Source organism: Paenibacillus turpanensis, assembly GCF_011421635.1.
Classification (GTDB): Bacteria; Bacillota; Bacilli; order Paenibacillales; family YIM-B00363; genus Paenibacillus_AK; species Paenibacillus_AK turpanensis.
In genome coordinates this window covers 171,474-184,483 of the sequence record NZ_WTLI01000003.1, presented here as the reverse complement: position 1 = coordinate 184,483, position 13,010 = coordinate 171,474, and the positions used below count along the sequence as shown (strand labels likewise).

Below are 13,010 nucleotides of genomic sequence, written 5' to 3'. Positions count from 1 at the left end.
AAACTACGGTTTCACCCCTTCTTCTTTAAAACGCTCCAGCTCCTTCGGCTCTACCGTGATTCCCCCGGCAGACAGTGCTTTCGCGGTATCGTGACGCAGGCCGTACCAATTTTTGTTGGTGTGGGCGCCAAGCAGCACATTACGCTCATCAATCCGTACCCAAATGCGCCGGTGCTGCCAGTAAAGCCCCATGACGACGCCAATCATAAATATAATCCCGCCGATAAACAAGAACGGTACGACCGTATCTTTACGAAGATTCAGGCTCGTGGTGTAGGTTGCAATTTCTACATCCTCCATTCCGCGGGCCTTCAGCTCCAGCTTCGCCGCGATGGAGGCGTTCAGCTTGTCCTGCTGATACATAACTTTATCGACTTCACGCGGGAAATAAATAAACGATTCTCCTTGCGCGGCAAGTCCCGGACCTTGAATGACAAAGATGAAAGCGGGCGCCTTGGGATCACGCGATTTCGTTATCGGTACTCCCTGTTCGTTTAAAGCGAACTCAGGAAAATAATCTTTCAGCGTTAACTTGTAAGGCCCCGCTGTGTATTCCAGCTTCGGATTTTTCGTCTGCAGCTCAATCGGACCATAAGACTCGCTGCCCTCCGTCTTCGGCGTTAAATACAGGTTCACCTTGGTCAGCGTCGGAGTAATGTCGTAATCGAACTGATAGGCGGAAATTCCTTTGTAATGGAGCGGATCGTTCAGCACGATCGCATGTCGGAGAACCTCCTTCAGCTCCGGCTCCCCATTCGGGGAGCTGCAGTTTGCTGTACACTCATACAGAACGGCGTCCGTCTGAAATAGCTTCGGGATGATTGCTTTATCCTCTTTAAAGGAGCCTCGCAATTCATCCTCACCGTATACCTCCAGCGTAAACCTCTCATTTTTTAAGTATAAATTCGTTCCAGGTATTTGCTTCGTTTCTCCTTCTAAGATGGAGATGTATTCATCCATCGTCATCCCTGGGAATGAGCGAAACACAAGCGTCAGCAAGAAAATGATAAGGCCGATGTGGTTAATGTAAGGGCCCCAGCGGCTGAACCGGTTTTTTTCGGCCAGCAGGGCCGATTCTCCACGGTACACTCGATACCGCCTGCGCTTCAGCGACTGCTCCAGCTTATCCAGAAGCGCTTCTCCATCGCCGTCGGGCACCTCGCCCGAGTAAACGACCTTCTGGCGCTGCAGGAAATCCTGATGTTTACGAACCTGCTGCTTGCTGAGCGCCCGATATAATGGAAGCACGCGGTCCAAGCTGCATACAACGAGCGATGTGCCGATCATCAGAAGCAGGGTGAGAAACCACCAGGATGTATACGTATGGGACAGTCCAAGCAAATAATAAATTTTGCCGGCTGTCCCGTAGGTTTGTTCATAATAAACGGAGGGATCGAGGTTCCCGAGAAATGTATCCTCCTGAGGGAAAATCGTCCCAAGCGATGCGCCAGTCAGCGTAATAATGATTAAATAGACCGCCACCTTCACGGAGGAGAAAAAGCTCCAAACCCGGTCAATGGCGGTTTTTTCCTGCTTCTGCGAGCGCCGCGCCATTCCATCATAGCGCATTTCGAGCGGCCCTTCATTGTCCAAAAGCTCTGGGGTCGGCTTCCCGCAAGCCTCGCAAAGTACAGTTCCGATCGAATTTTGATGGCCGCATTCACATTTCGTATTTTCTATCAAACCAGCTGCGACCTCCTGTCTCAGCGAATTGCACCCACCATATTTTCAATATACGGCTCCTGCATTCCACCCACAAAAATGTCTTGAATTACACCGTCACGGTTCACAAAAAAGGTCGTCGGATATTGAAAAACGCCGAACCTTTCCGCAAGCTCCAAATCCTTGTCTATGACGACGGGATAGGTGACGCCGAACTGCCTGGTAAAGCTCTCCACCCGAATCGGCTCTTCGTCCAAATTCACGCCGATGATAACAAGACCTTCCTGCTTCCACTTCTCATACTGCCTTTGGAGTGCAGGGGTCTCCTCGACACAAGGCGGACAGAAGGTGCCCCAAAAGTTAACGATAACCGGCTTTCCTTTAAAATCCTCAAGAGAAACCTGCTTTCCCGAGGCGTCAGTTAACGTAAAATTCGGCATCGGCTCTTTCGCTTTCGGAGGCTCCTGCTTGTCCGACATAAATAAACTGCCGCCGATGGTGTAAACACCAATCGCCACAACAGCTAATAATATTACAATTTGCAGCAACTTTCGATTGCTCACGACTTCACCGCCTACTAACAGCATTTCCGTCTATCATTATAGCGAATCACAGAAAGAAACTTTAATCTGTATTTTGAACATTATGTGATTTCTCTGCGAGCCGTCTTAATTCTGTCACTTCTTCTTTCGAAAGATTTCGAAATTTGCCGCGTTTCAGCCCGTCCAACGTAATGGAACCAAAGCGAACCCGCTTTAACCGCTCCAACGGATAACCGACCGCTTCGAACATTCGGCGTACTTGGCGGTTGCGCCCCTCGTGAATCGTAATCGATATGACGGACGATTTCTTTTCCGGATCAACGTCCACGTAATCAACCTCAGCAGGAGCCGTCATTCCGTCCTTAAGCTTTACGCCAGATGCAAGCTTTTCCAAGACAGAGCCATGAGGCATTCCTTTTACCGTTGCATGATACGTCTTCGGCACATGATGTTTCGGATGGGTTAGCATGTACGCCCATTCGCCGTCATTCGTTAACAGCAGGAGTCCTTCTGTGTCATAGTCGAGACGCCCGACGGGATATACCCGCTCCTTCACACCGTGCAAATAATCTAATACCGTTTTCCGTCCGCCCGGATCGGTTGCGCTTGTAATCACACCCTTGGGCTTGTTTAACAAAATGTAAACATGCTGCTCTTTGGCAATCGGTCGTCCGTTTACTTTAATGCTGTCTACAGCGGGATCAACTTTAAAGCCAAGCTCCGTCACGGTTTCGTCGTTGACTTGAACCTTCCCGGCTGCAATCATTTCTTCACATTTTCTACGGGAAGCTACGCCTGCTTGGGCGAGCACCTTTTGAAGTCGTTCCATTTCTGCCTTCACCTCAAACTAATGATACCCATCATGGAAGGAAATCACAAGCTGCCCCTTAAACAGAAATAAACCCCGGGACGGGGTTTGCTCGTTTTTCTGTTTAGTGCTTTTGATGCGGATCGGGAGAAATGGAAATAACAAGCTCCGACCATGGAAAATAACGGCCTGGGCATTCCAGCGCATGGGGATACAGCTCCTGCGCCGAAAATCCATAGGTCTGGCTGAGCCGGACGATCAGCTTGCAAGCGACGAACAGCTGATTGCGCAGGGCATCGTCAAGCGGCAGCGCAGCTTCTTGAAAATCGCCTTCAATACATATATGAATAAAATCTGGATCCGTTTCCACGCTGCCCGGGATAATTCCCCCGTCCTTTGTAACATAATAATCATAGCCTTTACCGTTAATGTTCGGACAGGCCGAATGATGAACAACTACGCCATGATACCGCATCGTCCTCACCTCAGTTCTACTGCGCTGATGCAGTATATGGGAGGACGGCACGGATGGTGCAGCTTTTTAAGCGAAAACGAAATAACAAACGGCAACGGCAGCAATAAAGCCGACTAAATCCGAAAGCAGACCGACCTTCAGTGCATACCCCGCTTTTCGGATCCCAACCGCGCCGAAATAAACGGTAAGCACGTACAGGGTCGTATCGGTGCTGCCCTGCACCGTAGAAGCGATCCGCCCGATCATGGAATCCGGACCGAACGCCTTAATCAGCTCCGACGTGTAGGCAAGTGACCCCGAGCCTGTAATCGGGCGGAGAATGGCCAGAGGAAGCACCTCGCTTGGAACTCCGATCCAATCCGTAAACGGCTTCACCCAGCCGATGAACAAATCCATGGCTCCAGAAGCGCGAAATATACTAATCGACACCATCATGCCGACAAGATGCGGGATGATCCGGATCGCCGTGTCAAAGCCGTCCTTCGCCCCATCCGTAAACGACTCGTAAACCGGAACCTTGCGGAAAAACGCATATAATGGAATAAAAACGATAATAACCGGAATAGACCAGACAGATATAATATTAACGATTTCCAGCAACCTAACTCACCCCTTCGGCGGACGAGATGCGGCCATACCGCTGCGGAACCGGTACCAGCGGTCCAGTATAATCGCGGCCATCGTTGCGATTCCCGTTGCAAGGAGTGTCGGCCCGACGATTTCCGTAGGATTTTGCGAATCGAAGCTCATTCGGATCGCGATCAGCGTAGTCGGAATCAGCGTAATGCTGGCTGTATTAATGGCGAGCAGCGTACACATTTCCGGGGTAGCCTTTTCCTTGTCGGGGTTCAGCTTCTGCAGCTCCTGCATCGCTTTAATGCCCATCGGTGTAGCCGCATTTCCAAGTCCTAATATATTGGCGCTCATGTTTGACATAATGTAACCAATGGCCGGATGATCCTTCGGAATTCCTGGAAAAAGAAACCGTACGACCGGGCGCAGCAGCACTGCAATTTTTTGCAGCAGCCCGGCATCCTCGGCAATCTTCATCATTCCGAGCCAGAAGACAAGAATGGATATGAGGCCAAAACAGATCGTAACCCCCGTTTTGGCCCCGTCAAAGGCTGCTTCTGTTACGGCATCCATCTTTCCAGTTGCGGCAGCAACAAGAAATCCCGTCACAATAAAAAACAGCCAGATCTGGTTTACCATACACTCACCATCGCCTTCCATACCTCCGCCACCCAATCCAGATAGCTGCGCGCCTGCACCGGCTCCGTAAATTGAAAGGTCGATCGCTCGGACGCGATGAGCTGTGGACTGCCCGCCGTGTAATACGGCACCGAAGCAACGGTTTCCCCATTCACTTTAAACAGAACTCTTCCCCGCAGACCGAACGTATAGTCCACACTGTTTTCCGGCTCTTCCTTCAGCTCCCGCTTCAAAGCCGACTTTTCCGATTCAAGCAAGGGATACGTGACCGTGGATCCGGCAAAATAATCCGTTCCCTCGATGAGATCGTTTTTGCGAATAAGTGTCGTCTGGGCAAAATGCTTGAAGCCATAATCAAACAGCGTCGCATGATCCGCCCAATCGTTTCCGTCATTCAGTGTAACGGCAGCCAGCTGCTGTCCGTCACGGGTCGCCGACGAAACCAGGGTTCGATGCGCGAGCTTCGTGTACCCTGTTTTTACTCCGTCTGCTCCTTCGTACAAGGAAAGCATTTTGTTTTTGTTATGCCAAACATAATCCCAGCTTTCGTTCGGATTCGGAGCTTTCTTGAGCTTCGTCTTGACGATTTCTTTAAAGACCGGGTTTTTCAGCGCATACGCGGTCAGCTTCGCCAAATCGTTCGCCGACGAATAATGCCCGTCTGCATCCAAGCCATGCGGGTTGCGGAACTGGGAATTGGCTAGGCCGAGCTGCTTCGCTTTTTCATTCATCATGAGTACGAAGCCCTCTTCGGTCCCGCCGATATGCTCTGCAATTGCGGTTGCCGCATCATTGCCGGAACGCAGCATCAGCCCGTACAGCATGTTATGCAGACTCATCTCTTCTCCAAGCTTTACATAAATCGAAGAGCCTTCTTTGCCGAACGCATTTTTGCTCACCTTCACAAGACTTGACAAATCACCATTCTCAATAGCAACGATCGCCGTCATAATTTTGGTCAAGCTGGCGATGCGCATTTGTTTATCGCCGTTATTATGGGTGAGAATACGGCCTGTGTTCACATCAATCAGCGAGTGCGCCTCTGCGTGGGTGCCGATCGCCGGGCCCGGTCCGCCTCGTTCTGCCCGAACAGGTACGCCGGTCAGAGCGAGAGTAAAGAACGATAAGAAGGACAGCATAATGCACAGCTTTTTCATGATTTCCTCCTCCGATTGCCAAAAAGACTTTGTCACACAACGATTTTGTACAAGTATATGCCCGTCCCCGAGGGATATGTATGCAAATAAAAAGCCGCATCCCAAATGGAATGCGGCCACTTTGGTCGATTAGACCATGTAGTTCGGCTGGTTGCTGTTATTCGTATTGCTTGTGCCAGTTGTGCTGCTTGTACCGCTAGCAGCTGGTGTCGTGGAAGCCGCACCTGTGATGCCCATCGCTGCCTGAGCCTGCTGCATTCCTTTCCCCTTAAGCATGCTCTGGATCTTCTCTACAACTTGAGGAGCGGAGTCAATCAGCTTCTCTGCAATATGCGTTTGGTTGTCAAGCGGAACAACCTTCACGCCTTCTTTGCCGACAACGAGGAACGCGATTGGCGTGATGGATACCCCGCCGCCGCTGCCGCCGCCAAATGGCAGAGCAACCGTTGCGTTCATGCTGTCATTGCGGAACGATACAGTTTGATCCGCTTCGCGGTCTGCGACAAACTCGCTGCCGCCTGCTGCAAAGCCAAAGCCAACCTTGGAAATCGGCATAATTACGCTGCCGTCTGGCGTTTCGACCGGATCGCCTACAATGGTATTGACATCAACCATTTCTTTAATGTTTTCCATTGCAGTTTTCATGAGACCTTGAATTGGATGATCAGACATAAGGGAAGCCTCCTTCTGATTTGCTTAGTTGATGAAAAAGCATTTCGGTTGTAGTTTCTCCAAGTCGGACGCAGTTATGTAAGCGCCGGTTTTTTGATCAACTCGTTCCACCATACCTTAAGCCCGCCGTCAGTCTTTGTAATCCGGGCAATAAGAAGACAACCAATATATGCCATAAGGACGAGGCGGGTTTGAATTCTGCATTCCAGCTCGGTGGCAAAATATTTATGGTTGTACACGGGGGACACTTGAATAACCGTCCGTTCGGAAAGCGGAAGAAACCGGCGATGAATATAGCCGAGCACACCGCTCTTTACTCCCCAGATAACCCCTGTGGATAACGCTGTATTTACGGCATCACCTAGGCCAATTTGAGTGTCCCAGCGAAACGCTTTTACATGGACAACCTTCAAGAGCTTCTTAATCAAGTCTTGAAAATGTTCCACATGGCTGATTAAATTGCGCAGCCGAGCGATTACCTTTTCCAGCATGTCCATGTTGATCCCTACTTCGCCCATTGAGGTAGAGGTTTGTGTTTTGACTGCCACTGATGTTCCCTTCCATTTGACCGTCGGTACCGTCACTTTATACTTCACAAGACCGAACGCAGCTTTTACCTCCACGCTGGCGTAGTCATCCTCTTCCATTCTGCGGAAGACGAGACGGATGGAAACCATACTGAGCAGCAGAGCCGATACGGCAATCAAGGCAAATAAAATGAGAAACCACCACAGCAAACCGTTTTCCCCCTAACAAAAAAACTTTGCAGCAAGTGCCAGCAGGCGCCGCTACAAAGTTTATTATCACCAACAAATATGTTCCAATGCGAATGAATTTATCCTTTACGCCTCATCGGGGTCCTCAGGAAAAACAGGTGAAGGTGCAGCCGAAGGCGAACCCTCCGAAACCTCTTCGATCGTCATTTGGCGTCCACCCATACGCTCGAACAGCATACGCGTTTCCTCCTCCAAACGGTCCCGATCCTCAAACGCGTTCGTATCCGGCATATCTTCCAAGTGATTCAAGCCGAAATAATCCAAAAATTGCTTCGTCGTTCCATATAAAATCGGCCTGCCCACCGCTTCCGCACGCCCGACCTCGCGAATCAGATCCTTCGCCACAAGCGTCTGCAGCGCCCGATCTGACTTTACGCCGCGGATTTCTTCGATCTCCACCCGAGTAATCGGCTGCTTATAGGCAACGATCGCCAACGTTTCCAAAGCGGCCTGTGACAGGGTCGCCCGCGTCGGGGATTGCGCCAACCTGTTAAAGAAGGGGGCATGCTCCGCTAAGGTGGTCAGCTGGTACGCACCGGCGATTTCCATGATTTGTATCCCTCGGCGCTGCCGCTTTAATTCGTCCTGAAGCTCAGATACCAGCTCCAAGGTGCTTTTTGCATCCATCTCCAATACTTCGGCCAGCTGCTTAATGTCCATGCCTTCATTGCCTGCGGCGAACAGCAGCCCCTCAATAACGGATTTCATCTCCCGGTAATCCATCGTCCACAGCACCTCCTTCCCCGGAAGCCGTTATGACGATATCCTCAAACAACCGGTGCTGGAAGCAGGAAATTTTCTTCATCTTCATCAGCTCCAATAATGCTAAAAACGAAACCACGATGTCTTCGCGGGTCATGTCCTCTGAAAACATCCGGGAAAACAGCATGCGTCCGCCTTGACTGACAAGGGCTGAAAGCACCTGCTTCATCCGGTCCTTGACCGAAATTTCATCGCGGCGAATATGCGCGACACGATCTCTGCGCTGCGACTTGCGCAGCACCTTCTGAAAGGCAAGCAGCAAATCAAACGGCTGCAGGCCAAGCAGCGGGTTTTCCTGAACCTCAACGACGAAGGGAGACAGATCCTCCGGCTCCTTCGAGTAGATTAAGCTGCGGTCCAGCTCCCGTTCGCGCAAATGATCGGCGATGCCTTTATATTTACGGTATTCGATTAATTTTTGAACAAGCTCCGCCCGGGGATCCTCCAGATCCTCCTCGTACTCGTAATCGAGCTCGATCACGGGAGGCTTTGGCAGCAGCATTTTGCTTTTAATGGCGAGCAAGGTGGACGCCATCAGCACAAATTCGCTGGCCAGCTCCAGCTGAAGCTCATGCATCGTATCCATGAAGGCAAAATATTGATCCGTAATGTCACTGATCGGGATATCGTAAATATCCACCTCAGCCTTATCGATCAAATGCAGCAGCAGATCGAGCGGACCTTCGAATGTGTTCAGCTTGTACGATACAGACATAGAACTCCTCCGGGAAAAGAAACAAGACATTTTACAGCATCCATTTAATATACTTCATGGAGCGTAAAATGTCCTGCTGGAAAATGATCCTGTTCAATTATTTTTCGAACTGTTTCGACAAATTCGCCATTTCAATGGCGGTAACTGCAGCTTCCCAGCCTTTGTTTCCTGCTTTTGTGCCCGCTCTCTCAATCGCCTGCTCGATCGAATCAACCGTCAATACGCCGAAGATGGTAGGCACACCCGTTTTCAAGCCGATCGCTGCCACCCCTTTCGCAGCTTCATTGCACACATAATCAAAATGCGGTGTAGATCCGCGAATAACCGCTCCCAGGGTAATAACGGCGTCGTACTTGCCGCTCTCGGCCATTTTTTGCGCGATTAGAGGAATTTCGAACGCTCCCGGCACCCAAGCAACCGATACCTCGTTATCATCCGCTCCGTGACGCTTTAAAGCGTCGAGCGCGCCTCCCAAGAGCTTCGAGGAAATGAATTCGTTAAAACGTCCTACGACGATTCCATACTTTAATCCTTGCGATACTAGGTTTCCTTCGAAAATATGCGGCATAATAACAGTTCTCTCCTTAATCGATCTATATTTTAGTTAAAGTGCTTCACGAAAATCAAATAGTAAAATCTTTGTTGTTGCTTTCGCTGCTGTAATACGGCGGAAAATGTTACTATTCCTCGGCAAATTGCAATAAATGACCGAGCTTCGCTTTTTTCGTGCGCAGGTAGTTCGTGTTATCGTCATTGGCGTCCATTTGCAGCGGCACGCGCTCCACAACCTTAAGGCCATACCCCTCAAGCCCCTTGATCTTGCGAGGGTTGTTTGTAAGCAGACGAATTTGGCTGACGCCCAAATCCTTTAAGATTTGCGCCCCGATTCCGTAATCTCGCAGATCCGGTGCAAAGCCCAGCTTCAGATTGGCATCGACGGTATCCAATCCCTGCTCCTGCAGAGCGTACGCCTTCAGCTTATTGATCAGGCCGATTCCGCGGCCCTCCTGCCTCATATAGAGAAGCACACCCGAGCCGTTGTCGTCAATCTGCTTCAGTGCAGCGGCAAGCTGCGGACCGCAGTCGCAGCGGTGGGAATGAAAAACATCCCCCGTCAAGCATTCGCTGTGAACACGAATAAGGGTCGGCTGATCCGGATCAATCGTTCCCTTTACCAAGGCGACGTGCTCCTTGTTATCCACTTCATTCGTGTACGCAATCGCGGTGAACTGCCCGAAATCGGTTGGCATCTTCACTTCGACCTCGCGATGAACCAAATTATCTTTTTCATTACGGTAGTGAATGAGATCGCGAATCGAAACAATTTTCAGCTGATGCTTTTGGGCGATTTCAAACAGATCGGGCAATCTGGCCATGGATCCGTCCTCTTTGATGATTTCACAGATAACGGCCGCGGGATAGGAGCCGCACATTTTTGCAAGATCAACCGCCGCTTCCGTGTGCCCGGCTCTGCGCAGCACTCCGCCATTCTTCGCGATCAGCGGGAAAATATGCCCCGGCCGGCGGAAGTGCTCCGGCTTCGTGGACGAATCGATTAGCGCTTTTACCGTCTGCGAACGCTCATGCGCGGAAATTCCGGTGGTCGTATCCATATGATCGACCGAAACCGTAAAGGCCGTACCGTGATAATCGGTGTTTTTGGACACCATTAGCGGCAAATCAAGCTGCTGCGCCCGCTTCTCCTCGATCGGCACGCAGACAAGACCGCGGCCCTCGGTAATCATAAAGTTTATCACTTCGGGGGTCGCCTTCTCTGCCAGAGCGATAAAGTCGCCTTCATTTTCCCGATCCTCGTCATCGACGACGATAACGACCTTCCCCATCATTAAATCGTAGATGGCTTCTTCAATCGGATCGAGCCGCTTAACCGATTGCTCCTTGGATGTATCCGACATACTCCGTTCCTCCGTTTCTCTCTGGTCTAGCGTTATGTTAAGGTAATGTCTTTCTTATGATGTAAAACCGTTTTCCGCTAAAAACTCCATCGTCATTCTGCCGCTAGACCTCCTGCTGTGAGTGCCTTGATCCCCTCGATCTTGGCCGAATTGCAGAAAACGCTCGATATACTTGCCGACAAAGTCGCATTCGATATTCAGCGCATCGCCGGCATATTTATGCTGAAGCACGGTCTCCTTTAACGTGTGCGGGATAATCGACACTGTAAAGTCACGGTCACCCGCGAGAACGACGGTAAGTGAGATGCCGTCCAGCGTAATCGATCCGGTGGTCACGATATACTTTAGCGTTTCCTGCTTTACGGGCTCAATGCGGAATACGACGGCATTGTCTTCCTCGTAACGCTCCTTGATGACACCCTGGGAATCCACGTGACCCTGCACAATATGTCCGCCGAAACGGCCATTGGCGGCCATTGCCCGTTCCAGATTAAGCGGGGAGCCGGGCTGCAAATCCTTTAGCGTCGTTTTGCGGAACGTTTCGGGCATCACATCGACGCTAAAGCTGCTTGCGTCAAATTCGACAACCGTCAAACATACGCCATTGACAGCAATGCTGTCGCCCAAATGCACATCCTCCAGCACCTTGCGGGCTTCCACCGTAATCACCATCGCCTGGCCTTTGCGGCTGATCCGCTTCAACCGGCCGATTTCTTCAATAATTCCGGTAAACATTTATTCATCACCGCCTTTATCGTAAACGGGATAACCCGCTATACATACATCGTCTCCGAACTGCTCGACGGAAACACGCTTTAAGGGAACCGCTTCGCTCATTAGAGCGGCCCCGTCGAAGTCAAAGGTGCCGGGTGCCAGCTTCCCGCCTCCGATAATTTTCGGTGCGAAGAACAGCATGATCTTATCGATGAGCCGATGCTGCAGCATTGCGCCGTTCAGCGTCCCTCCCCCTTCCAACAGGATAGAGGAAATTTCGCGCTCCCCAAGCAGCTTCATAGCAAGCTTCAGGTCAACCATCGGCCCGCTGCCGCATTCCATCACGACAGCCCCCTCACGCTCAAGCTCAGCTTTCTTGCGGTCAGACGCAGCTGACGTGGTCAGAATGATCGCAGGCGTTCCTTCCGTTTGAAGCACTTTCGCTCCAAGCGGAATCCGCAGCTGCGAATCGGCAATTATACGCACCGGATCGAGCGCCGGTACCGTCAACCTCGTGGTGAGCGAGGGATCATCGGCCAAAACGGTGCCGGCACCAACCATAATCCCGGCATGCCGGTGGCGGAGCGTGTGAACGAAAGCTCTGCTTTGCTCGCCGGTGATCCACTTGCTGTCCCCGGTTCGCGAAGCGATTTTTCCATCCAGCGTGCTGGCCGTCTTCAGCGTCACAAATGGCAGGCGGTGCACAATATACTTATTGAACGCCTCATTGAGGCGGCTCGCTTCTTCGGCAAGCACGCCGGTGCTGACATCAATCCCGGCTTCCCGCAGCAGCGCAGCTCCCTTGCCCGCCACCAGCGGGTTCGGATCCAGCGAAGCGATAACAACCCGCTTCACCTTTTCCTGCACAAGGCGGCTCGCGCAAGGCGGCGTTTTCCCATAGTGGCTGCAGGGCTCAAGCGTGACGTACACGGTACTGCCCTCAGCTTCCGCTCCGGCCATATTGAGCGCGTGTACCTCCGCATGGCCTTCACCGCGCTTAAGATGCGCTCCCATGCCGACAATCCGGCCAGCTTTTACAACAACACAGCCGACGACCGGGTTCACTCCGGTTTGTCCTAACGCTCCGGATGCCATTTGCAGCGCCAGCTTCATATAAAATTCATCAGTCATGAATTCCGAGCTATCCAAGCCATCAACCCCCTAAAAAACCGAAAAGCCCTTGACGCTTCAGGGCATCAAGGGCATAGGAAACGAAGGGTTTATCGATGTACAATCCGCAGAAAACATAGAACATCCAATATTGCACCAAATCGGGTGCAGGAAATAGACGTTTCAGATTGACCCTCATTCATTGTGAAAAAAGGTACGTTCTGCCGCGCACATATGTAACCGTTCCGTTTTCCTTCTCCCATCCAGACTATACTGTCGGTCCCGGAATTTCACCAGGTCCACCGCTTCGAGCAGCACTGCAAGCAGTACTCGAACGAAAACGGGTCACGGACTAAGCGCCGATAACTACAATCGCGAAAATATCGGCTCATCACCGCCGGTGGGGAATTTCACCCCGCCCCGAAGGAAACACATCGTATGAAATTTGTCGCATCGGGAGGTTATCCATCCCAATGATTCACTTACATT

General features: G+C 51.2%; 15 protein-coding genes and 1 riboswitch. All 15 genes read right to left on the bottom strand.

Features of this window, described 5'->3' with window-relative positions:
- Positions 1-3: 3 nt before the first annotated feature.
- Positions 4-1,683: a cytochrome c biogenesis protein ResB gene (resB, locus tag GQS10_RS04130; protein WP_166239281.1), complete on the bottom strand. Its 1,680-nt coding sequence runs from the start codon at positions 1,681-1,683 to the stop codon at positions 4-6.
- 20 nt (positions 1,684-1,703) lie between these two features.
- Positions 1,704-2,225, bottom strand: coding sequence for a redoxin domain-containing protein (locus tag GQS10_RS04125; RefSeq protein WP_341805001.1), 522 nt, complete (start codon positions 2,223-2,225; stop codon positions 1,704-1,706).
- A 61-nt stretch (positions 2,226-2,286) separates the two neighbouring features.
- Positions 2,287-3,033 carry a pseudouridine synthase gene (locus GQS10_RS04120; protein ID WP_166239277.1) on the bottom strand — a complete coding sequence of 249 codons (747 nt, stop codon included), beginning with the start codon at positions 3,031-3,033 and terminating at the stop codon, positions 2,287-2,289.
- 103 nt (positions 3,034-3,136) lie between these two features.
- The gene (locus GQS10_RS04115) at positions 3,137-3,487 is read right to left on the bottom strand and encodes an N-acetylmuramoyl-L-alanine amidase (RefSeq protein ID WP_166239275.1); all 351 of its coding nucleotides are present in this window, start codon (positions 3,485-3,487) and stop codon (positions 3,137-3,139) included.
- A gap of 66 nt (positions 3,488-3,553) precedes the next feature.
- Positions 3,554-4,087, bottom strand: a complete 534-nt coding sequence (locus tag GQS10_RS04110; protein WP_166239273.1) for a spore maturation protein — start codon at positions 4,085-4,087, stop codon at positions 3,554-3,556.
- Positions 4,088-4,093: 6 nt separating this feature from the next.
- Positions 4,094-4,699 (bottom strand): nucleoside recognition domain-containing protein, encoded by a 606-nt coding sequence (locus tag GQS10_RS04105; protein ID WP_166239552.1) that lies wholly within the window; start codon positions 4,697-4,699, stop codon positions 4,094-4,096.
- Positions 4,693-5,856, bottom strand: a complete 1,164-nt coding sequence (locus GQS10_RS04100; RefSeq protein ID WP_166239271.1) for a D-alanyl-D-alanine carboxypeptidase family protein — start codon at positions 5,854-5,856, stop codon at positions 4,693-4,695. Before GQS10_RS04100 ends, GQS10_RS04105 begins: the two co-directional genes overlap by 7 nt.
- 129 nt (positions 5,857-5,985) lie before the next feature.
- On the bottom strand, positions 5,986-6,528 hold the full coding sequence (ytfJ, locus tag GQS10_RS04095; RefSeq protein WP_166239269.1) for a GerW family sporulation protein: 543 nt from the start codon (positions 6,526-6,528) through the stop codon (positions 5,986-5,988).
- Between the two features lie 74 nt (positions 6,529-6,602).
- Positions 6,603-7,265, bottom strand: a complete 663-nt coding sequence (locus GQS10_RS04090) for a DUF2953 domain-containing protein (RefSeq protein WP_166239267.1) — start codon at positions 7,263-7,265, stop codon at positions 6,603-6,605.
- 105 nt (positions 7,266-7,370) lie between these two features.
- A complete protein-coding gene (gene scpB / locus GQS10_RS04085; RefSeq protein WP_166239265.1) occupies positions 7,371-8,027 on the bottom strand; it encodes an SMC-Scp complex subunit ScpB in 657 nt (218 codons plus the stop codon).
- Complete coding sequence (locus GQS10_RS04080) at positions 7,996-8,781, bottom strand: segregation and condensation protein A (protein ID WP_166239263.1); 786 nt, start codon at positions 8,779-8,781, stop codon at positions 7,996-7,998. Before GQS10_RS04080 ends, scpB begins: the two co-directional genes overlap by 32 nt.
- Positions 8,782-8,878: 97 nt before the next feature.
- On the bottom strand, positions 8,879-9,349 hold the full coding sequence (gene ribH / locus GQS10_RS04075) for a 6,7-dimethyl-8-ribityllumazine synthase (protein ID WP_166239261.1): 471 nt from the start codon (positions 9,347-9,349) through the stop codon (positions 8,879-8,881).
- A 112-nt stretch (positions 9,350-9,461) separates the two neighbouring features.
- Entirely contained in the window at positions 9,462-10,697 is a 1,236-nt protein-coding gene (locus tag GQS10_RS04070; protein ID WP_166239259.1) for a bifunctional 3,4-dihydroxy-2-butanone-4-phosphate synthase/GTP cyclohydrolase II, read from the bottom strand.
- A gap of 54 nt (positions 10,698-10,751) precedes the next feature.
- Positions 10,752-11,432: a riboflavin synthase gene (gene ribE / locus GQS10_RS04065; RefSeq protein WP_166239257.1), complete on the bottom strand. Its 681-nt coding sequence runs from the start codon at positions 11,430-11,432 to the stop codon at positions 10,752-10,754.
- The gene (ribD, locus tag GQS10_RS04060; protein ID WP_166239550.1) at positions 11,433-12,542 is read right to left on the bottom strand and encodes a bifunctional diaminohydroxyphosphoribosylaminopyrimidine deaminase/5-amino-6-(5-phosphoribosylamino)uracil reductase RibD; all 1,110 of its coding nucleotides are present in this window, start codon (positions 12,540-12,542) and stop codon (positions 11,433-11,435) included.
- Positions 12,543-12,768: 226 nt separating this feature from the next.
- Positions 12,769-12,953, bottom strand: a riboswitch (FMN riboswitch).
- Between the last annotated feature and the right edge of the window lie 57 nt (positions 12,954-13,010).